Source organism: Burkholderia sp. BDU5 (assembly GCF_001522845.1).
Lineage (GTDB): Bacteria > Pseudomonadota > Gammaproteobacteria > Burkholderiales > Burkholderiaceae > Burkholderia > Burkholderia mayonis.
In genome coordinates this window covers 45,249-65,744 of the sequence record NZ_LOWC01000009.1, presented here as the reverse complement: position 1 = coordinate 65,744, position 20,496 = coordinate 45,249, and the positions used below count along the sequence as shown (strand labels likewise).

The 20,496-nt window shown below is 68.5% G+C and carries 14 protein-coding genes and 1 pseudogene; 8 read left to right on the top strand and 7 right to left on the bottom strand.

Features of this window, described 5'->3' with window-relative positions; translation table 11 throughout:
- Positions 1–21: 21 nt before the first annotated feature.
- Positions 22–2,181 (bottom strand): methionine--tRNA ligase, encoded by a 2,160-nt coding sequence (gene metG / locus WS69_RS02245; RefSeq protein ID WP_059469198.1) that lies wholly within the window; start codon positions 2,179–2,181, stop codon positions 22–24.
- Between the two features lie 474 nt (positions 2,182–2,655).
- Positions 2,656–3,303 carry an OmpA family protein gene (locus WS69_RS02240; protein WP_059469197.1) on the bottom strand — a complete coding sequence of 216 codons (648 nt, stop codon included), beginning with the start codon at positions 3,301–3,303 and terminating at the stop codon, positions 2,656–2,658.
- A gap of 371 nt (positions 3,304–3,674) precedes the next feature.
- Between WS69_RS02240 and apbC the strand changes: the two genes are divergently transcribed.
- The 5 genes from apbC (at position 3,675) to WS69_RS02215 (ending at position 9,186) form a co-directional block, all read left to right on the top strand.
- Positions 3,675–4,763 (top strand): iron-sulfur cluster carrier protein ApbC, encoded by a 1,089-nt coding sequence (gene apbC, locus WS69_RS02235; RefSeq protein ID WP_059469196.1) that lies wholly within the window; start codon positions 3,675–3,677, stop codon positions 4,761–4,763.
- A gap of 131 nt (positions 4,764–4,894) precedes the next feature.
- Complete coding sequence (sodC, locus tag WS69_RS02230; protein WP_059469195.1) at positions 4,895–5,434, top strand: superoxide dismutase [Cu-Zn]; 540 nt, start codon at positions 4,895–4,897, stop codon at positions 5,432–5,434.
- A gap of 104 nt (positions 5,435–5,538) precedes the next feature.
- Positions 5,539–6,108, top strand: a complete 570-nt coding sequence (gene dcd / locus WS69_RS02225) for a dCTP deaminase (protein WP_010102234.1) — start codon at positions 5,539–5,541, stop codon at positions 6,106–6,108.
- Between the two features lie 85 nt (positions 6,109–6,193).
- Entirely contained in the window at positions 6,194–8,473 is a 2,280-nt protein-coding gene (locus tag WS69_RS02220; RefSeq protein ID WP_059469194.1) for an arginine/lysine/ornithine decarboxylase, read from the top strand.
- Positions 8,474–8,475: 2 nt separating this feature from the next.
- Positions 8,476–9,186: a lysozyme inhibitor LprI family protein gene (locus WS69_RS02215; RefSeq protein WP_059469193.1), complete on the top strand. Its 711-nt coding sequence runs from the start codon at positions 8,476–8,478 to the stop codon at positions 9,184–9,186.
- 132 nt (positions 9,187–9,318) lie between these two features.
- Here the strand turns inward: WS69_RS02215 and WS69_RS02210 are convergent, their stop codons facing one another.
- The 4 genes and pseudogenes from WS69_RS02210 to WS69_RS02195 all read right to left on the bottom strand — a co-directional run bounded on the left by WS69_RS02210 (position 9,319) and on the right by WS69_RS02195 (position 13,077).
- The gene (locus WS69_RS02210; protein WP_059469192.1) at positions 9,319–9,993 is read right to left on the bottom strand and encodes an HAD family hydrolase; all 675 of its coding nucleotides are present in this window, start codon (positions 9,991–9,993) and stop codon (positions 9,319–9,321) included.
- A 312-nt stretch (positions 9,994–10,305) separates the two neighbouring features.
- Positions 10,306–11,715 carry an argininosuccinate lyase gene (gene argH, locus WS69_RS02205; protein ID WP_059469191.1) on the bottom strand — a complete coding sequence of 470 codons (1,410 nt, stop codon included), beginning with the start codon at positions 11,713–11,715 and terminating at the stop codon, positions 10,306–10,308.
- A 103-nt stretch (positions 11,716–11,818) separates the two neighbouring features.
- A pseudogene (locus tag WS69_RS02200) lies at positions 11,819–12,166 on the bottom strand (fimbria/pilus outer membrane usher protein); the annotation flags it as partial.
- A 98-nt stretch (positions 12,167–12,264) separates the two neighbouring features.
- On the bottom strand, positions 12,265–13,077 hold the full coding sequence (locus WS69_RS02195) for a helix-turn-helix transcriptional regulator (RefSeq protein ID WP_059469189.1): 813 nt from the start codon (positions 13,075–13,077) through the stop codon (positions 12,265–12,267).
- Between the two features lie 195 nt (positions 13,078–13,272).
- Here WS69_RS02195 and WS69_RS02190 point away from each other — a divergent pair, with 195 nt between their 5' ends.
- On the top strand, positions 13,273–14,028 hold the full coding sequence (locus WS69_RS02190) for a class I SAM-dependent methyltransferase (protein WP_059469188.1): 756 nt from the start codon (positions 13,273–13,275) through the stop codon (positions 14,026–14,028).
- 190 nt (positions 14,029–14,218) lie between these two features.
- Here WS69_RS02190 and ppc read toward each other — a convergent pair whose 3' ends face one another.
- Positions 14,219–17,200, bottom strand: a complete 2,982-nt coding sequence (ppc, locus tag WS69_RS02185; RefSeq protein WP_059469187.1) for a phosphoenolpyruvate carboxylase — start codon at positions 17,198–17,200, stop codon at positions 14,219–14,221.
- Positions 17,201–17,532: 332 nt separating this feature from the next.
- Between ppc and hemC the strand changes: the two genes are divergently transcribed.
- Positions 17,533–18,516, top strand: a complete 984-nt coding sequence (gene hemC, locus WS69_RS02180; protein ID WP_059469186.1) for a hydroxymethylbilane synthase — start codon at positions 17,533–17,535, stop codon at positions 18,514–18,516.
- Complete coding sequence (gene hemDX / locus WS69_RS02175) at positions 18,516–20,495, top strand: fused uroporphyrinogen-III synthase HemD/membrane protein HemX (protein ID WP_059469185.1); 1,980 nt, start codon at positions 18,516–18,518, stop codon at positions 20,493–20,495. Before hemC ends, hemDX begins: the two co-directional genes overlap by 1 nt.
- The last annotated feature ends 1 nt before the right edge of the window (position 20,496 follow it).

Sequence of the window (20,496 nt, the reverse complement as noted above, 5' to 3'; positions counted from 1 at the left end):
CGCGGCGACGTGCGTCGCCGCTTACTTCACGCGCATGCCGGGCTTCGCGCCGCTATGCGGCTCGAGGATGTAGAGGCCCGGCTCGGCCTTTTCGTCGGCTGCCGACGCGGCGAGCACCATCCCTTCGGACACGCCGAACTTCATCTTGCGCGGCGCTAGGTTCGCGATCATCACCGTCAGCTTGCCGACGAGATCCTCCGGCTGGTACGCCGACTTGATCCCGGAGAACACGTTGCGGGTCTTCTTCTCGCCGACGTCGAGCGTGAGCCGCAGCAGCTTGTCGGAGCCATCGACGGCTTCGCACGCGACGATCTTCGCGATGCGCAGATCGATCTTCGCGAAGTCGTCGATCGCGATGATCGGCACTGCGTCGTCGGTGGCGGGCGCGGCTTTCGCATCCTTCACGCGCTTCGCATTCTTCGCGCCGTTGCCGCCCGCCGCGCCCGCATCGGCTGCCGCCGCGGCGGCGCCCTGAAGCGAGCCGCGGTTCGCGGCGAGGAGCGCGTCGAGCTGCTTCGGATCGACGCGGGTCATCAGGTGCTGATACGCGCGGATCGGCTGCTCGGACGACAGCGGCTTGTTCGCGTCGGCCCACGCGAGCGGCGCGACGCCGAAGAACGCTTCGACGCCCTCCGAGACGCGCGGCAGCACGGGCTTCAGCGCGAGCGACAGCAGGCGGAATGCCTCGAGGCTCACGCTGCAGGTTTCGTGCAGCGCGGCCGCGTTCGCCGGGTCCTTCGCGAGCTCCCACGGCTTCGCCGTGTCGACGTAGCCGTTGACCTCGTCGGCGAGCTCCATCGTCTGGCGCAGCGCGCGGCCGTACTCGCGCGCTTCGTAGTGCGCGGCGATCTGCGGGATCGCATCGCGCAGCGCCGCGAGGAGCGGATGGTTCATTGCGCTGTCCTGCACGCGGCCGTCGAAGCGCTTGATCAGGAAACCCGCCGCGCGGCTCGCGATGTTCACGTACTTGCCGACGAGGTCGCTGTTCACGCGCGCCTGGAAGTCCTCGAGGTTCAGGTCGATGTCTTCCATCGTCGCGTTGAGCTTCGCGGCGAAGTAGTAGCGCAGCCATTCAGGGTTGAGGCCCGTGTCGATGTAGCTCTGCGCGGTGATGAAGGTGCCGCGCGACTTCGACATCTTCGCGCCGTCGACCGTCAGAAAGCCGTGCGCGAATACGTTGGTCGGCGTGCGATGGTCCGAGAACTCGAGCATCGCGGGCCAGAACAGCGTGTGGAAGTACAGGATGTCCTTGCCGATGAAGTGATACTGCTCGGTCGTCGAGTCCTTCTTGATCCACGCGTCGAAATCGATGCCGCGCTGCTCGCACAGGTTCTTGAAGCTCGCGTAGTAGCCGACGGGCGCATCGAGCCACACGTAGAAATACTTGCCGGGCGCGCCGGGGATCTCGAAGCCGAAGTAGGGCGCGTCGCGCGAGATGTCCCAATCGGCGAGCTTCGCCTCGCCCGCGTCGCCGAGCCATTCGCGCATCTTGTTGGTCGCTTCGGGCTGCGCGAGGCCGCTCACCCATTCGCGCAGGAATGCCTCGCAGCGCGGGTCGGACAGCCGGAAGAAGTAGTGCGTCGACGTCTTGCGCACGGGCGTCGCGCCCGACACGACCGAGTACGGATTGACGAGATCCGTCGGCTGGTACGTCGTGCCGCACACTTCGCAACTGTCGCCGTACTGGTCTTTCGCGTGGCATTTCGGGCACTCGCCCTTGATGAAGCGGTCCGGCAGGAACATTTCCTTGACGGGATCGTAAGCCTGCTCGATCTCGCGCTCGGCGATGAAGCCGGCGTTCTTCAGCGCGAGGTAGATCTTCTCGCTCAGCACGCGGTTTTCATCGGAGTCCGTCGTATAGAAGTTGTCGAACGAGACCCCGAAGCTGTCGAAGTCGCGCTTGTGTTCTCGCCACACGCGCTCGATCAACTGCTTCGGCGTCACGCTTTCCTGCTCGGCGCGCAGCATGACGGGCGTGCCGTGCGTGTCGTCCGCGCCGATGTAGTAGATCTCGTGGCCGTGCATTCGCATCGTCCGCACCCAGACGTCGGTCTGGATGTACTCGACCAGGTGGCCGATGTGAATCTGCCCGTTCGCATAGGGCAGCGCGGACGTGACGAGGATCTGGCGGCGGCCTTGCGGCGCGCCGGCCTGCACGGAGGTGAGGTCGGATGCGGACATAGGGTCTCTGAAGGGACTGCTTGCGGAAAATCGTAGGGAAGCTGCGATTCTAGCAGGGCGGCCGCCAGCCGAAGTACGGGCGGACGGCGCGCGGTTGCGCCTGTCGAGCGGGGTTGCGATGCGGCGCTCGCCGGCGCGCGCGCGGAGCGTCACGCGCCGTAATATTTTTGAATTGAAAGCTCTTGGTAAAGCGGCTATGTTTGCGTCGGCTGAGCGATGTGCGGCGACGGCGGAGCCGGCAGGTCGGATGTTGCGACGCAGAACGGCGTCGCGCGGGCAAAAAAAACCGGGGCGGATGTGGCCCCGGAGCAACAACGACAAGAGGAGAATGGTGACGCGCCGGCAGCACCGTCACGTACCGTAAAGACAGACTCCGCCGCTCGCAAGAAGTTCGAAATTTTTTTCGAGTTGTTACAAGCGGCCTCGAAAGCCTTGTCCGGCGGGGCTCGGCACGCCATTCTCCAGCAGTCGGATTTACTGCGCCGCTTGCGGAGCGCGCAGGTAGATCTCGACGCGGCGGTTCTGCGCGCGGCCGGCTTCCGTTGCGTTGTCGGCGATCGGGTTCGATGCGCCCATGCCTTGCGCCGACAGACGGCCACCCGTGACGCCGCGTTGCGACAGCGCGTTCACGACGCTCTGCGCGCGATTTTGCGACAGCGTCTGGTTGTGCGCCGCCGAGCCCGTGCTGTCGGTGTAGCCGACGACGGATGCGGTGATCTGCGGGTTCTGGTTCAGCGTCGACGCGAGGTCGTTCAAGAGCGGCGTGAACGCCGGCGTGACCGCGTACTGGTTGGTCGCGAACGTGACCGAACTCGGCACGTTCAGCTTGAGCGAGCCGTCCGGCTGCTCGGTGACCTGCGTGCCCGTCTGCTGCGCGGACGGCGCGAGCTTGTTCTTGATCGCTTGCCAGTTGTAGCCCGTCACGCCGCCGACGAGTGCGCCGACGCCGGCGCCGATCGCCGCGCCCTTGCCGCCGCCAGCCAGCGCGCCGATGCCTGCGCCGAGCGCGGCGCCCGTGCCCGTGCCGACTGCCGTGTTGGTTCCTTGCGGGGTCGCGCAACCCGCCAGCAGGGCGCCGGCGAGAGCGAAAACGGACAAGCGCGTCGCGATTTTGGTATTCATCTTGGTTTCCTCTCTTGAGTGACTCGACAAGAACAAAAAAGAACTGCTCTTTCGGCGGGGGGACCCGCGCGCCGGCGTGCGGACGCGCGAGCGCCTCGATCCGTCCGGCACCCGGCCGCGGAGCCTGCCGCCGATGCGACAAGCCCCGTTTGCCAGGATGGCTGTTCGGACCAAGCGCGCCCCAGCCTCTACAATATAGGCGGTATGGCCCCGATGTGGCCCCGAAGCGCGCCGCCCGCGAAGATTGCGCCGCAAGTCGGCTTTACGCAATGGCGTGCAATAAATTCTTTCACTTTTCTCGCTTTTCGCCCGGATATTTGAAGATTATTGACCTTATGGGCGATTTTGAGCGACGTTCCCACGGAGTTTCGATGAGTATCGACAGGGCGCTCGTCGACGCCGCACTCGCGGCAGTCGTCGACCCGAACACCGGCCGCCCGTACGCGGCGCACCGCGGCATTCGCAACGTGACGATCGACGGCGACGCCGTTTCGGCCGACGTCGTGCTCGGCTATCCGGCGAGGAGCCAGTTCGTCGACGCGCGCGCGCGCGTCGACGCGGCGCTCGCCGCGGTGCCGGGCGTGCGCGAGGCGCGCGTCGAGGTGTCGCAGGAGATCGCCGCGCATGCGGTGCAGCGCGGCGTGCAGCTGCTGCCGAACGTGAAGAACATCGTCGCGGTCGCATCGGGCAAGGGCGGCGTCGGCAAGAGCACGACGGCCGTGAATCTCGCGCTCGCGCTCGCGGCCGAAGGCGCGTCGGTCGGCATCCTCGACGCCGACATCTACGGCCCGTCGCTGCCGACGATGCTCGGCATCCACGACCGGCCGGAGTCGCCCGACAACAAGTCGATGAATCCGCTCGTCGGCCACGGTTTGCAGGCGAACTCGATCGGCTTTTTGGTCGGCGAGGACAATCCGATGGTGTGGCGCGGCCCGATGGCGACGTCGGCGCTCGAGCAGCTGCTGCGTCAGACCAACTGGCACGCGCTCGACTATCTGATCGTCGACATGCCGCCCGGCACGGGCGACATCCAACTGACGCTCGCGCAGCGCGTGCCGGTGACGGGCGCCGTGATCGTCACGACACCGCAGGACATCGCGCTCCTCGACGCGAAGAAGGGGCTCAAGATGTTCGAGAAGGTGAACATCCCGATTCTCGGCATCGTCGAGAACATGAGCATCCACGTGTGCTCGAACTGCGGGCACGAGGAGCACATCTTCGGCGCGGGCGGCGCCGAGCGGATGGCGAAGGAGTACGGCGTGACCGTGCTCGGCAGCCTGCCGCTCGACATCCGGATTCGCGAGCAGGCGGACAGCGGCGCGCCGACCGTCGCCGCGGACCCGGGCGGCAAGCTCGCCGAGCGCTACCGCGCGATCGCGCGGGGCGTCGCGATCGCGATCGCCGAGCGTGCGAGGGACATGTCGTCGAAGTTTCCGACGATCGTTGTTCAAAATACGTAAAATCCCCGTCAGGGCCGCGTCGGACGGTGTTTGCGGCGCGGCGAGTCACGGTATCATGACGACTTTCCCGAAGGTCCCTTTACCGGCCCGGCGGGCGCTCGTCCGAGCGTTCCGCCCGGCATGAGGATCGCATGAAACGACGACTCGACGGCGTGCCGGGCTGGTTCGCGCGCCATGCGCCGCTTGTCCTGGCCGCCATCGGCCTCCTGGCCGGCTGCACCACGTTTGCATCGCAACACGAAAAGCGCGCTGACGCGCTGCTCCAGCCGACGGTCGGCAGCCAGGCGCGCGGTACGGTGACGCTTGCCGAACGTCCGGACGGCGTGCAGGTCACGTACAACTTCGCGGGCCTGCCGCCCAACAGCGATCACGCGCTGCAGGTCCACGAGCGCGGCGACTGCAACGCCGCCGACGGCTCGAGCGCGGGCGCCGTGTTCGCGCCCGCGGCGGACCGCCTGCGCGCGGGCGCGCGCGTCGGCGGCGATCTCGGCAACATCCACGCGGATGCGAACGGCGTCGCGGCGGGCTTCATCGTCGCGCCCGACGTCGCGCTCGACGGCGTGCGCTCGGTGCTCGGCCGCTCGGTGCTCGTCCACCGCGACCCGAGCGATCCGGCGTTCCCGCAGCACGGCGCGGGGCCTGCGCTCGCGTGCGGCGTCGTGCGGCAATGACGCGGGCCGGTCCGTTCCCGATCGCGTAAAATGTGCGCCTTTCATGGCCGCCGGACCGTTCGGCGGCATCCATCCAGACACGCAGCGTTTTCCGGCGCCTTTTTATGAGCATCAAGTCCGACAAGTGGATCCGGCGCATGGCCGAAGAGCACAAGATGATCGAGCCGTTCGTGCCCGATCAGGTTCGCACCGCCGAAGACGGCCGCAAGATCGTCAGCTACGGCACGTCGAGCTACGGCTACGACATTCGCTGCGCGGACGAATTCAAGATCTTCACGAACATCAATTCGACGATCGTCGATCCGAAGAACTTCGACGAAGGCTCGTTCGTCGATTTCAAGGGCGATGTGTGCATCATCCCGCCGAACTCGTTCGCGCTCGCGCGCACCGTCGAGTACTTCCGCATTCCGCGCACCGTGCTGACCGTGTGCCTCGGCAAGTCGACGTACGCGCGCTGCGGGATCATCGTCAACGTGACGCCGTTCGAGCCCGAATGGGAAGGCTACGTGACGCTCGAATTCTCGAACACCACGCCGCTGCCCGCGAAGATCTACGCGAACGAAGGCGTCGCCCAGGTCCTCTTCTTCGAGAGCGACGAGGTGTGCGACGTGTCGTACGCGGATCGCGGCGGCAAGTACCAGGGACAGCGCGGTGTCACGCTGCCGAAAACCTGATCTGGTTGCATATCGGAACACCGGCCAGTTTCCGGGTGACCGCTGCGCGTCTCGCGCCGCGGTCGTTCTTTTTGGAGAATCGCCCATGAAGTTTCGTTTTCCCGTCGTCATCATCGACGAAGATTTCCGCTCCGAGAACATCTCGGGCTCCGGCATCCGGGCGCTTGCCGAAGCGATCGAGAAGGAGGGCGTCGAAGTCCTCGGCTTGACGAGCTACGGCGATCTGACGTCGTTCGCGCAGCAGTCGAGCCGCGCGTCGTGCTTCATCCTGTCGATCGACGACGACGAACTCATGCTCGGCGAAACCGGCCCGGACGGCGAACTGCCCGAACTCGCGACCGCGATCATCGAACTGCGCGCGTTCGTCACCGAAGTGCGCCGCCGCAACGCGGACATCCCGATCTTCCTGTACGGCGAGACGCGCACGTCGCGCCACCTGCCGAACGACATCCTGCGCGAGCTGCACGGCTTCATCCACATGTTCGAGGACACGCCGGAGTTCGTCGCGCGCCACATCATCCGCGAAGCGAAGGTCTACCTCGATTCGCTCGCGCCGCCGTTCTTCAAGGAGCTCGTCAAGTACGCGGACGAAGGCTCGTATTCGTGGCACTGCCCGGGCCACTCGGGCGGCGTCGCGTTCCTGAAGAACCCGCTCGGCCAGATGTTTCACCAGTTCTTCGGCGAGAACATGCTGCGTGCGGACGTCTGCAACGCGGTCGACGAGCTCGGCCAGCTGCTCGACCATACGGGCCCCGTGGCCGCATCCGAGCGCAACGCCGCGCGGATCTTCAGCGCCGATCACCTGTTCTTCGTGACGAACGGCACGTCGACGTCTAACAAGATCGTCTGGCACGCGACCGTCGCGCCGGGCGACATCGTGCTCGTCGACCGCAACTGCCACAAGTCGATCCTGCACGCGATCACGATGACGCACGCGATCCCCGTGTTCCTCACGCCGACGCGCAATCACTTCGGCATCATCGGGCCGATCCCGCGCGACGAGTTCAAGCCGGAGAACATCCGCAAGAAGATCGAGGCGAATCCGTTCGCGCGCGAGGCGCTGAAGAAGAACCCGAACCTGAAGCCGCGGATCCTGACGATCACGCAGAGCACGTACGACGGCGTCGTCTACAACGTCGAGCAGATCAAGGACTTGCTCGGCGATTTGCTCGACACGCTGCACTTCGACGAGGCGTGGCTGCCGCACGCGGAGTTCCATCCGTTCTACCAGGACATGCACGCGATCGGCGCGGGCCGGCCGCGCACCGGCGCGCTCGTGTTCGCAACGCACTCGACGCACAAGCTGCTCGCGGGCATCTCGCAGGCTTCGCAGATCGTCGTGCAGGATTCGGAGAACCGCACGTTCGACCGCCATCGCTTCAACGAGGCGTACCTGATGCACACGTCGACGAGCCCGCAGTACGCGATCATCGCGTCGTGCGACGTCGCGGCCGCGATGATGGAGCCGCCGGGCGGCACCGCGCTCGTCGAGGAATCGATCGCCGAGGCGATCGACTTCCGCCGCGCGATGCGCAAGGTCGACGCCGAGTACGGCGACGACTGGTTCTTCAGCGTATGGGGCCCGGACAACCTGTCGGACGAAGGCATCGGCTCGCGCGCGGACTGGCTGCTGAAGCCGAACGACCGCTGGCACGGCTTCGGCCCGCTCGCGGAAGGCTTCAACATGCTCGATCCGATCAAGGCGACGATCATCACGCCGGGGCTCGACGTCGACGGCGAGTTCGGCGAGACCGGCATTCCGGCCGCGATCGTCACGAAGTACCTGGCCGAGCACGGGATCATCGTCGAGAAGACGGGCCTGTATTCGTTCTTCATCATGTTCACGATCGGCATCACGAAGGGCCGCTGGAACTCGATGGTCACCGAGCTGCAGCAGTTCAAGGACGACTACGACAACAACCAGCCGCTCTGGCGCGTGCTGCCGGAGTTCGTCGCGCAGTTCCCGATCTACGAGCGCGTCGGCTTGCGCGACCTGTGCACGCAGATCCACGACGTGTATCGCGCGAACGACATCGCGCGTCTCACGACCGAGATGTACCTGTCGAACATGGAGCCGGCGATGAAGCCGTCCGACGCGTTCGCGAAGCTCGCGCACCGCGAGATCGACCGCGTGCCGCTCGACGAGCTCGAAGGCCGTGTGACGAGCATCCTGCTGACGCCGTATCCGCCGGGCATTCCGCTGCTGATCCCGGGCGAGCGCTTCAACAAGACGATCGTCAACTACCTGCGGTTCGCGCGCGATTTCAACGAGCGCTTCCCGGGCTTCCATACGGACATCCACGGTCTCGTCGCGGAAGAGATGAACGGCCGCACCGAGTACTACGTCGACTGCGTGCGCGGCTGACGATGATCGAAGTCCGGAAGACGCTCGTGCGCTTCGCCGCCGTCGCGCTGGCCGCCTGGCTGGCGGCGGGCGCGGCGCATGCCGAGGTCGCGGCGGCCGATCCGATCGACGTCGCGATGCGCCAGTGTCTCGCGCGGCGCGACCGCTCGTCGACCGTCGGCCAGATCCAGTGCATGGACGAGGCGCGGCAGCAGTGGCTCGCTGAAGTCGACGCCGCGTACCAGCGGTTGCAGAAGGCGGCGCCCGCCGATGCGCGGCGCGGCTGGCAGGAGAGCCAGCGCCGCTGGCTCGCGTGGCGCAAGGACGAAGCGCATCTGGTGCGCGCGGTCTACGAGACGACGCAGGGGACGATGTACGCGATGGCGAGCGCCGACATGCGGCTGCAGCCGGTGCGCGATCGCGCGCGCGCACTGCGCGGCGCGGCCGACCGCTATGCGCAGCCGGGCGGCGGCAAGGGCGCGGTGCATCGCGTGCGGCCTTGCATGCGCGATGCGGCGTGCGAGCACGCGCTCTTCGACATGAACCGCTATTACGCGAAATTGCAGTCGCGGATGCCCGCGGCTTCGCTGCCGGCGCTCGTGCAGGCGCAGCGCGAGTGGGCGGCGTTTCGCGACGCGATGACGCCGCTCATCAGCGAGGATGAACGGGTCGATCTGATCGGTGCGCGCGTCGCGATGCTCAAGCGGTTCTCGGAGACGGTCAACAATCGTTGAGCGCCGTGCGGGCGCTTTGCGCGCCGGTGCTCATGTCTTGCGCGGGCGGCATCGATTTTCCTCGGATGCCGCCCGCGCGTTCTTGCGATTGTCTTCGAACGCCCGTACTCGTGCGGCGGGCGCCGCGCCGACTCACGTGAGCTGTGCGGCGCGCGGCCCGAACCACGCCGGCACGAGTGCGACCGCGTCGTCGAGCGAAGCGAGCACACGCAGGCTCAGCGCGACGATCTCGGGCGTCGGCGCCTTCAGGTCAGGCACGGTGACGACGGATGCGCCCGCGCGCGTCGCGGCGAGTGCGCCGAAATCGCTGTCCTCGAACGCGACGCACGCGGGCGCCGGCAAGTTCAGCCGCTCGGCCGCGAGCCGGTAGACGGCCGGATCGGGCTTGCCGCGTTCCACTTCGTCGCCGCCCGCGATCGCGGCGAAAAATTCCAGTACGCCGACCGCGTGAAGCCGCGTGCGAATCACGTCGCGCGCGGACGACGACGCGACCGCGCACGGAATGCCGGCACGGGCGAGCGTGCTCAGCAGCGCATGCGCGCCTGTCTTCAGCGGAAATTTCGGATGGGGCAGCGGCGCGGCGAGCTGCTCGCGCACCTGCGCGGACACCGAGCGGAACGCGTCGTCGCCGAGCAGTCCGGCGAGAACCGTCTGGCCTTCCCGAAACGAGCGGCCGACGATCTGCAGGTAATCGGCGGAGGACAGCGCGACGCCGTGAGCGCGCGCAACGTCGATCCACGTGTTCATGATGGTCCGCTCGGAGTCGACGAGCAGGCCGTCCATATCGAAGATTGCCGCTGAGAACATGGGTTCCGTTCCGTCCGTGAATCGATGCGTGGGCCGCCGGCGCGGAGCTATCGCGCGTTCGAGCGGCGGTGCCGGCGCGCGCCGCGCTTGCGCGAGCCCGGAAGCGATGCGCGCCGTTTCGGTGATCGCCGCGCGTCGCGTCGCGCATCACGTGCCCGGCTTCGTGGAATCCGTGCACGGCGGCGATGAGCCGCTTGCGGGCACCGCAGCCGGGCGCGTATCGCGCCGCGAGTCGTACTGCAGATCGCACCGCGGATTGCGCCGCGGATGCAAAAGCGGACACCGCGCGGTGTCCGCCACGTGCATGCCCGCTTACTTGGCGAGCGCCGCGCGCGCCGCCTTCACCGCCGCGCGCACCTGGTCCGGCGCCGTGCCGCCCGGATGGTTGCGGCTCGCGACGGAGCCTTCGAGCGTCAGGTAGTCGAATACGTCGTCGCCGATCAGGTGCGCGACGTTCGGCAGCTCCTGCTTCATCTCGTCGAGCGTCAGGTCCGCGAGATCGCAGCCGCGCACGTCGCAAACCTTCACCGCGTGCGCGACCGCCTCGTGCGCGTCGCGGAACGGCAGCCCGCGCTTCACCAGATAGTCGGCGAGATCGGTCGCGGTCGAGAAGCCCTGCAGCGCCGCGGCGCGCATCGCCTGCGGCTTCACCGTGATGCCGGCGACCATCTCCGCGAAGATCCGCAGCGTGTCGGCGACCGTGTCGACCGTGTCGAAGAGGGGCTCCTTGTCTTCCTGGTTGTCCTTGTTGTACGCGAGCGGCTGGCCCTTCATCAGCGTGAGGAGCGCCATCAAGTGGCCGTTTACGCGGCCCGTCTTGCCGCGCGCGAGCTCGGGCACGTCCGGGTTCTTCTTCTGCGGCATGATCGACGAACCGGTGCAGAAGCGGTCGGCGATGTCGATGAAGCCGACGCGCGGGCTCATCCACAGCACGAGCTCTTCCGAGAAGCGCGACACGTGCGTCATGATCAGCGCGGACGCCGCCGTGAATTCGATCGCGAAATCGCGATCGGACACGGCGTCGAGCGAGTTCGCGCAGATGCCGTCGAAGCCGAGCGTCTTCGCGACCGCGTGGCGGTCGATCGGATAGCTCGTGCCCGCGAGCGCCGCCGCGCCGAGCGGCAGGCGATTCACGCGGGTGCGGCAGTCGCGCATGCGCTCGGCGTCGCGCGAGAACATCTCGACGTACGCGAGCAGATGATGGCCGAACGTGACGGGCTGCGCGACCTGCAGATGCGTGAAGCCCGGCAGGATCGTGTCCGCGTTCTGTTCCGCAAGGTCGATCAGCGCGCCGCGCAGGTCGTTCAGGAGGCCGCCGATCCGGTCGATCTCGCCGCGCAGCCACAGGCGGATGTCGGTCGCGACCTGGTCGTTGCGCGAGCGGCCCGTGTGCAGGCGCTTGCCGGCATCGCCGATCAGCGCGGTCAGGCGCGCCTCGACGTTCAGGTGGACGTCTTCGAGATCGAGCTGCCATTCGAATTCGCCGCGCTCGATCTCGCCGTGGATCTGCGCCATTCCGCGCTCGATCGCGGCGAGGTCGTCGGCGCTGATGATCTTCTGCGCGGCGAGCATGGTCGCGTGCGCGAGCGAGCCGGCAATGTCGACGAGCGCGAGCCGCTTGTCGAAGAAGACCGACGACGTGTAGCGCTTGACGAGCTCGGACATCGGTTCCGAAAAGCGGGCCGACCAGGCCTCGCCCTTTTTGTGCAATTGGGACGTCATGGCGATTCTTAGAGGGAGTGGAGCGGCGCGCGCCGCGGGCGCGCGCCGCGAATGGATATCGCGGATTTTAGCATTCGCGCGGCGGGCGGCTGGTGCGGGGGGCGGTCAGGCGGTCGCTCGCGCCGTAGCGCGCGGTTGCGCTGACGGCCGGGCGGCGCGTGTAGTCGAACGAGCGCGGGCCCCACGCGCGCCGCAGGAAGCCCGCCTCGACCGAGTAGCTCGCGGGGCCGGGAGCGAGCATTCCCGTGCCGATGTAAAGCGGCAGCGACGTCGCGATCGTGCGCCCGAGCGCGTCGCGCGTGACGACGGTCGCATTGCTCGCGCCCGTGATGCCCGCCCCGCTGTTGATGACGAACGGGTCGCTCGGCACGTCGCCGCTGAACTGGCGCACGCCGTTTACGTACAGATCGACCGTTGACGGCACGACGGCCGTGCCCGCGAGCGCCGGCACCTACAACGACACGATCACCGCGACGATCACGTTCTGACGCGGCATCGCCGCGTTTCGCACGCGTATGCACATGCGAACGCAGACGCGCGCTCCCGCGGTCATGCGCCTTCGCGAACCAGCACGACGAACTTCAGGTCTTCGCGGTGCGCGGGCTTGAGCGTCATCTGCTGATAGACGACGCGGCCTTCGCGGGGATGGTCGAACGCGCGCTCGCCGCCTTCGCGCTCGCCGACGTCCTGCGACGCCCAGTAATGCGCGAACGCGTCGCTTTCGGCGAGCAGCGAATCGATCAGCGTGCGAGTGGGCGCGTCGTTCAGATGACGGATCGTGTCGGCGCGGAATTCGGCGACGAGCCGCCGCGCGCGCGTCTCCCAATCGACGATCAGCGTGCGGGCGGCGGGCGACGTGAACGTGAAGCGCAGCAGGTTGCGATCGTCGCGCTCGCCGTCGAGCCAGCCGGCGAAGAGCGCGGCCGCCGCGTCGTTCCACGCGAGCGCGTTCCACTGGCGGTCGAGCACGTACGCGGGCGTCGCGATGAGCTTCACAGCCGCGACGAGCGTCGCCGGCACATCGGTCGCCGCGAACTCGGGCTCGGCCGGGTCGCGCTGCGCGGCGAGCTCGAACAGATACGCGCGCTCGGCGCGCGACAGCCGCAGCGCGACCGCGATTCGCGCGAGCGCGTCGGCCGACGCCGACACTTCGCGGCCTTGCTCGATCCACGTGTACCAGGTCGGACTCACGCCGCACAGCTGCGCGACCTCCTCCCGCCGCAGTCCGGGCGTCCTGCGCCGCGGGCCGGGCGGCAGGCCGACCGCCTCCGGCGACAGCCGTTCGCGGTGCGCGCGGATGAACTCGCCGAGCGCGCGGGCCGGCGTGGAGTCGAGAGACGGAGGGGCGGGCGGGCGGCTCATGTGGGTCTGGTCTGGCGATGCGCGTGGGGACGAAGAACGGAAAATGGGCTCCGGCCGGCCGGCTGGCTGGTGGAGCGGATACCAGGATAATTGCTTGGCTTGTACCGGTACCAATCGGACTCTATTGTAGCGGCTCAAGGCGGCCGATGCAGTCGGCCGGCCGTCTCCGATCCCCACGCGACAAGGAGTCAGCCCATGAAGCATCACGATCAGGTCGCCGACGCGTTCGGCACGGCCGCGTCCGCCTATTTGACGAGCGCCGTCCATGCGACGGGCGCCGATCTCGACACGCTCGCCACCGGGATCGGCGCGACGCCCGACGCGCGCGTGCTGGATCTCGGCTGCGGCGCGGGCCACGCGAGCTTCGCCGCCGCGCGCGGCGGTGCGAAGGAGGTGGTTGCGTACGATCTCGCGCCGCGGATGCTCGCGACGGTCGAAGCCGCGGCGCGCGAGCGCGGCCTCGCGGGCGTGCGGGTCGAGCAGGGTGCGGCCGAGCGGCTGCCGTTCGCCGACGCGTCGTTCGACTGGATCGTCAGCCGGATGAGCGCGCACCACTGGCACGACGTGCCGCGCGCGCTCGCCGAGGCGCGCCGCGTGCTGAAGCCGGGCGGCCGCGTGCTGTTCGTCGACATCGCGGGCGCCGATCATCCGCTCGTCGACACGCATTTGCAGGCGGTCGAGGTGTTGCGCGACGCGTCGCACGTGCGCGACTATCGCGCAGACGAGTGGCTCGCATTCTTCGCCGCGGCGGGCTTTGCCGCGCAGGTGCGCGAGCGCTGGCGCCTGCCGATCGCGTTCGAGGGCTGGGTCGCGCGGATGAGGACGCCGGACGTGCGCGCGAACGCGATCCGCGCGCTGTGGGCGGGCGCGCCCGACGAGGTGCGCGCGTACTTCGATGTGCAGCCGGACGGCTCGTTCGAGCTCGATGCGATGATGATCGACGCGCGTTGACGCGGCGGGGCGATACTGGGGCGGACGCCGGGACGCCAAGCCGCGCGGCTCTCGGTTCAAATCGAAGCGCCTTCGCGATCGCTTCGGAAAAAAGAAAACGGCCGTGCAACACGCACGGCCGTCATTGCTTCGACGCAAGCGCAAGCGCGTCGCGCGCGACGCGGCAGCGCCGCACGCGACGCCCCATCGCTCAGCCCGTATTGCGCAGGCCGGCCGCGATCCCGTTGATCGTCAAATGGATCCCGCGCCGCAGGCGCGCGTTCGTGTCGCCCGAGCGGTGCCGCTTGATCAGCTCGACCTGCAAGTGGTTGAGCGGATCGAGATACGGGAAACGGTTCTTGATCGAGCGCGCGAGGAGCGGATTCGCGGCGAGCCGCGCGTCGTTGCCGGTGATTTCGGCGAGCGCGTCCGACGTGCGGTGCCATTCGGCGACGATCCGCTCGAACACGTGCTTGCGCAGCTTCTTGTCGGAAACGAGCTGCGCGTAGCGCGACGCGACCGCGAGATCCGTCTTCGCGAGCACCATGTCCATGTTCGACAGCAGATGAGCGAAGAACGGCCAGGTCTTGTTCATCTTCTTCAGCAGCGCGACCCGCTTCGCGCGCTCGGCGGCGTCCTTCGCGCCGTCGAGAAATGCGGCGACCGCACTGCCAAAGCCATACCAGCCTGTCAGCAGCAGCCGGCACTGGCCCCACGAGAAGCCCCACGGAATCGCGCGCAGGTCCTCGATCTTGCGGTGCTTCGGATCCTGCAGCTTGCGCGACGCGGGCCGGCTGCCGATGTTCAGCTCGGCGATCTCGGCGATCGGCGTCGACGAGAAGAAGTAGTCGGTGAAGCCGGGCGTCTCGTAGACGAGCGCGCGGTACGAGGCCATCGCGGCGTCGGACAGCGCGTGCATCGCAGCCTCGAACGCGGGCAACTGCTTCGGCGCGTTGCGATGCGGCAGGAGCGTCGCCTCGAGCGTCGCGGCGACCACCGTCTCGAGGTTGCGCCGGCCGATTTCCGGATTCGCGAACTTGCTCGCGATCACTTCGCCCTGCTCGGTCAGGCGGATCTGACCGTTCACCGTGCCGGGCGGCTGCGACAGGATCGCCTGGTAGGTCGGGCCGCCGCCGCGGCCGACCGTGCCGCCGCGGCCGTGGAAGAGGCGCAGCTTGATCCCGCGCTCGCTGAACAGATCGACGAGCGCCAGTTCCGCACGGTAGAGCTCCCAGTTCGACGTGAGGAAGCCGCCGTCCTTGTTGCTGTCCGAATAGCCGAGCATCACTTCCTGCTCGTGCCCCTGGTGTGCGACCAGCTCGCCGACGCCCGGCAGCGCGAAGAACTCGCGCATGATGTCGGGCGCGTTGCGCAAGTCGGCGATCGTTTCGAAGAGCGGGATCGCCATCAGGCCGTTGCGCGCATTCGCGTGCGGCGTGCCGAGCGTGCCTTCGAAGAGGCCCGTTTCCTTTTGCAGCAGCAGCACTTCGACGAGGTCGCTCACCGTCTCGGTGTGCGAAATGATGTAGTTGCGCACCGCGCGCGGACCGAACTGCGCGCGGATCGCGTGCGCGCGCTCGAGCACGCCGAGCTCGCTCTTCGCGAGATCCGAGTAGTCGAGATACGGCGAGCGCAGCGGCCGCGGATCGGCGAGCGCCGCGAGCAGCACGCGCAGCTTGTCCGCTTCGGCCAGCGCCGCGTAGTCGGGTTCGACGCCGCCGCGCGCGAGCAGCTCGGCGATCACCGCTTCGTGAATGTCCGAGCTTTGCCGCAAGTCGATGCTCGCGAGATGGAAGCCGAACACCTCGGCCGCGCGCATGAGCGGCGCGAGGCGCGGCGTCGCGAGCGATTCGCCGTGATGCAGCGCGAGCGAATCCGTCAGCACGCGCAGGTCGGCGGCGAATTCCTCGGCGTCCGCATACGGCGTCGCGCGCACGGGCGCGGCGCCGCGGCCCGCGCTGCGCACCGGCACCGCGCCTTCGCCGAGCCGCACGCGCGCGCTCGCCGCAAGCCGCGTGTAGACGCCGATCAGCGCGCGGCGATACGGCTCGTCGACGCGGTGCGGCGACTGGTCCGGCGACGCGGCCGCGAGCGCCTTCAGCGCGTCGCTCGCCCCGACGAGCAGGTTCGACACGGAGAGCTCGGCGCCGAGCTTGTGCACCTGCTCGAGGTAATGCTCGAAGATCACCGCGGCCTGGCGGTTGATCGCTTCGTCGAGCGTCGCTGCGGTGACGTTCGGGTTGCCGTCGCGGTCGCCGCCGATCCAGCTTCCCATCTGGAAGAACGCGGGCACGCGCGCGGGCAGGCCGTGCTCGGCGAGCGCTTCCTCGATGTCCGCGTAGAGCGCGGGCAGCTCGTCGAGGAACGTCGCGCGGTAGTACGACAGCGCGTTCTCGATCTCGTCGGCGACCGTCAAGCGCGCGTCGCGCAGCATCCGGGTCTGCCAGAGCGTCGTCACGCGCGCGCGCAACAGCGCCTCGTTGTGCGCGAGCTCGCGCGCGGTCAGCGGCTGGTCGCGCTCGGCCAGCAGGCGCGCGATGTCGTGCTGCGCGTCGAGAATGCTCTTGCGCTGCACCTCGGTCGGGTGCGCGGTCAGCACGGGCACGATGAGCGCGCCTTCGAAGAACTGCTTGATCACCTTCGACGACGCGTCGCCCGCTTCCTTCAGCTTGTCGAGCGCGTACGCGACGGTGCCCGCCTGCGGCGTGGAGCCCGCGAGCGCGTGGATCCGGCGGCGGCGGTTGTGATGGCGGTCCTCGGCGATGTTCGCGAGATGCGAGAAATAGCTGAACGCGCGCACGACGCTCACCGTCTGCTCGGGCGTGAGCTTGCGCAGCATCTTCTCGAGCGTCTGCGCGGCGGCGCTGTCGTCCTCGCGGCGGAACTTGACGGCGGTCTGGCGGATTGTTTCGACGACGTGGAACACGGCGTCGCCTTCCTGTTCGCGGACGACATCGCCGAGCAGGCGGCCGAGATAGCGGATGTCTTCGAAGAGCGGGCGGTCCTTGTCCTCGCGCGTGCGGCCGTGCGGCCTGGCCGGTGCGGCGCTCGCCGGTTCGGCCGCGCGCACGGCGGCCTCCTTCGGCTTGCGGGCCGTCTGTGTGCGGCGGGGTTGGGCATCGGCGTTCGCCGGCGCGGAGGAGGACGAGACAGCATTGCGGCGCGTCGCGCGCGCCGATCCGGAAGACTTCACGATTGATTTCCTTGGGAAAGCACGAGTGAACGGGAACTGCGGTCCAGCAACAGCGAGCGCGATCAAGCGGCGCGGCGGCGTGCGCTGCACGGTGCGCGAGACGCGTCGTGCGCGATCCCGTCGGACGACGAAACCGGGCGACGCGGAGAGCGACGCGACGACTGCGGACCGGACCCTGACGCGGATGCCGGATTCCACCTCGAACCGAACGACCGTTCGGGACCTTGACGCAGACCGTGCGGGCGGCTCGCGCTGGCCGCCCGGCGGGCGGAAGCGCGAGGCGCGCGTGCTACCATAGTCTGTTCCCAATCCCGTCCTGCGATGTCCTTGCAATGAACACCGAGACTCTTTCGGCCGAGCTGCCCGCGACGCTGACGATCGCGTCGCGCGAGAGCCGCCTCGCCATGTGGCAAGCCGAGCATGTGCGTGATGCGCTGCGCAAATTATATCCAGCTTGCGACGTGAAAATCCTCGGGATGACGACGCGCGGCGATCAAATTCTCGATCGCACGCTGTCGAAGGTCGGCGGCAAGGGGCTCTTCGTGAAGGAACTCGAGAACGCGCTCGCCGACGGCCGCGCGGATCTCGCGGTGCATTCGCTGAAGGACGTGCCGATGGAACTGCCCGAAGGCTTCGCGCTCGCGGCCGTGATGAGCCGCGAGGATCCGCGCGACGCATTCGTGTCGAACGCGTACGCGTCGCTCGCCGAATTGCCGGCGGGCGCCGTCGTCGGCACGTCGAGCCTGCGCCGCGAAGCGATGCTGCGCGCGCGCTATCCGCAGCTCGACGTGCGGCCGCTGCGCGGCAATCTCGATACGCGGCTCGCGAAGCTCGACCGCGGCGACTACGCGGCGATCATTCTCGCCGCGGCCGGCCTGAAGCGGCTCGGCCTCGCCGCGCGGATCCGCGCGCTGCTCGACGTCGACGACAGTCTGCCCGCCGCGGGCCAGGGCGCGCTCGGCATCGAGATCGCCGCGCGCCGCGCGGACGTCGCCGCATGGCTCGCGCCGCTGCACGATGTCGCCACCGCGCTCGCGGTCGAGGCCGAGCGCGCGGTGGCGCGCGCGCTCGGCGGCAGTTGCGAGGTGCCGCTCGCCGCGCACGCGGTGTGGCGCGGCGACGAGCTGCATCTGACGGGCAGCGTGTCGACGACGGACGGCCGCCGCGTGCTGAGCGCGCGCGCGCAGGCCCGTGCCGCGACGCCCGCCGACGCGCTCGCGCTCGGCCGCGCCGTGTCCGACGATCTCGAGCGCCAGGGTGCGCGCGCGATCGTCGATGCGCTCGTCGCGGCGAGCGCGCAAAAGGGCGGCGCGTGATGACGGGCGCGCCGCGCACGTTCACCGCGGTGCTCACGCGCCCCGACGGACAGTCGGCGACGCTCGCGGCGCAGCTCGCGGCGGCGGGCATCGACGTGCTCGACTTTCCGCTCATCGACATCGCGCCGCTTGCCGACGATGCGCCGCTCGCCGACGCATTCGCGCGACTCGATGCGTACGCGCTCGTCGTGTTCGTGTCGCCGAACGCGATCGATCACGCGCTCGCGCGGCTCGGCGCGATCTGGCCGCATCCGCTGCCGATCGGCGTCGTCGGGCCGGGCAGCGTCGCCGCGCTCGCGCGGCACGGGATCGCGGCGCCCGCGCATCGCGTGATCGCGCCGCGCGAGCCTGGCGACGGCAGCGAGCCGCATTACGATTCCGAGAATCTCTTCGCCGAAATCGAGCGCGCGTTCGGCGGCGCGGCCGATCTTGCCGGCAAGCGCGTGCTGATCGTGCGCGGCGACGGCGGCCGCGAATGGCTCGCCGAGCGGCTGCGCGACGCGGGCGCCGAAGTCGAGCTCGTCGCCGCGTACAGGCGCGTGACGCCCGAGCCGTCGATCGGCGCGTGGGAGCGCGTGCACGCGCTGCTGTCGGGCGCGCCGCATGCGTGGCTCGTGACGAGTTCGGAAGGCGTGCGCAATCTGCAGGAGCTCGCGCACGAGCATTTGAACGAGGCCGAGATCGACGCGCTGAAGCACGCGCAGTTCGTCGCGCCGCATCCGCGCATCGTCGAGACCGCGCGCGCACTCGGTTTTGATAGGATTACGCTGTCCGGCGCGGGCGATGAGCGTATCGCTCGCGCGTTTCGTACGTTGGCCGATCAGGCCGATCAACCGGCGATTGCCGCACCGATGCCTTCTCGCATGACAGACACCAACGATACCAAAGACGTCTCTTCCAAACCGGCCGCGGCCCCCGTTCCGCCGCCGAATCAACCGTTTACGCCGTTTGAAACGAAAGCGCGGCGCAGCGGCTCGAACGCGGCGCTCTGGTTCGTGATCGTCGTGATCGCGGCCGCGGCGGGCGTCGGCGGCTATGCGCTGAACCGCAAGGTCGATCGTCTCGACCAGCACGCGCTCGAGCGGCAGAAGGCGCTCGACGCGCAGACGGCCGAAATCCGCACGAAGACCGAGCAGGCGCTTTCGAGCGTGCATCAGGCCGACGCGCAGCTGTCGCAGCTCGAAGGCAAGCTCGCCGACGCGCAGACCGCACAGGCCGCGCTGCAGCAGCAATATCAGGACCTGTCGCGCAACCGCGACGCGTGGATGATCGAGGAAGTCGGCCAGATGCTGTCGAGCGCGAGCCAGCAGCTTCTGCTGACGGGCAACACGCAGCTCGCGCTGATTGCGCTGCAGAACGCCGATTCGCGGCTCGCGGCTTCGCAGAGCGCGCAGGCGGTCGTCGTGCGCAAGGCGGTCGCGCAGGACATCGAACGGTTGAAGGCCGCGCCGTCGGCGGACCTCACGGGGCTCGCGATCAAGCTCGACGACGCGATCGCGAAGGTCGACGCGCTGCCGCTCTCGGGCGAAACGCTCACGCCGCACGCGCAGACGAATCCCGACGTCGCCGCGAGCGCCGAGCAGGCGGCCGCGGCGGCAGGCGAGCCGCGCTGGAAGGCGTGGTGGCGCGGCTTTTCGGCGGGCATCGGCGCGCAGTTGAAGTCGCTCGTCGAAGTGCGCCGCATCGATCACGCGGATGCGATGCTCGCGTCGCCCGAGCAAGGCTACTTCGTGCGCGAGAACGTGAAGCTGCGTCTGTTGAGCGCGCGGCTGTCGCTTCTCTCGCGCAACGACAGCGCGATGAAGTCCGATCTGCATGCCGCGCAGGCGGCGGTCGCGCACTACTTCGACGGTGCGTCGAAGGACACCCAGATCGTTCAGGATCTGCTCAAGCAGGTGGACGCCGCGTCGCTGACGGTCGCGGTGCCGAACCTCAACGCGAGCCTGAACGCGGTTCAACAGTTCAAGAGCCGGGGTTGAC

Excerpts from the sequence above, each read along its gene's own strand:
- argH (WP_059469191.1), bottom strand. The coding sequence starts at position 11,715 with ATGACGTCCCAATTGCACAAAAAGGGCGAGGCCTGGTCGGCCCGCTTT.
- WS69_RS02210 (WP_059469192.1), bottom strand. The coding sequence starts at position 9,993 with ATGTTCTCAGCGGCAATCTTCGATATGGACGGCCTGCTCGTCGACTCC.
- sodC (WP_059469195.1), top strand. The coding sequence starts at position 4,895 with ATGAAACGACGACTCGACGGCGTGCCGGGCTGGTTCGCGCGCCATGCG.
- WS69_RS02190 (WP_059469188.1), top strand. The coding sequence starts at position 13,273 with ATGAAGCATCACGATCAGGTCGCCGACGCGTTCGGCACGGCCGCGTCC.
- hemC (WP_059469186.1), top strand. The coding sequence starts at position 17,533 with ATGAACACCGAGACTCTTTCGGCCGAGCTGCCCGCGACGCTGACGATC.
- metG (WP_059469198.1), bottom strand. The coding sequence starts at position 2,181 with ATGTCCGCATCCGACCTCACCTCCGTGCAGGCCGGCGCGCCGCAAGGC.
- dcd (WP_010102234.1), top strand. The coding sequence starts at position 5,539 with ATGAGCATCAAGTCCGACAAGTGGATCCGGCGCATGGCCGAAGAGCAC.
- WS69_RS02215 (WP_059469193.1), top strand. The coding sequence starts at position 8,476 with ATGATCGAAGTCCGGAAGACGCTCGTGCGCTTCGCCGCCGTCGCGCTG.
- WS69_RS02195 (WP_059469189.1), bottom strand. The coding sequence starts at position 13,077 with ATGAGCCGCCCGCCCGCCCCTCCGTCTCTCGACTCCACGCCGGCCCGC.
- WS69_RS02220 (WP_059469194.1), top strand. The coding sequence starts at position 6,194 with ATGAAGTTTCGTTTTCCCGTCGTCATCATCGACGAAGATTTCCGCTCC.
- WS69_RS02240 (WP_059469197.1), bottom strand. The coding sequence starts at position 3,303 with ATGAATACCAAAATCGCGACGCGCTTGTCCGTTTTCGCTCTCGCCGGC.
- apbC (WP_059469196.1), top strand. The coding sequence starts at position 3,675 with ATGAGTATCGACAGGGCGCTCGTCGACGCCGCACTCGCGGCAGTCGTC.
- hemDX (WP_059469185.1), top strand. The coding sequence starts at position 18,516 with ATGACGGGCGCGCCGCGCACGTTCACCGCGGTGCTCACGCGCCCCGAC.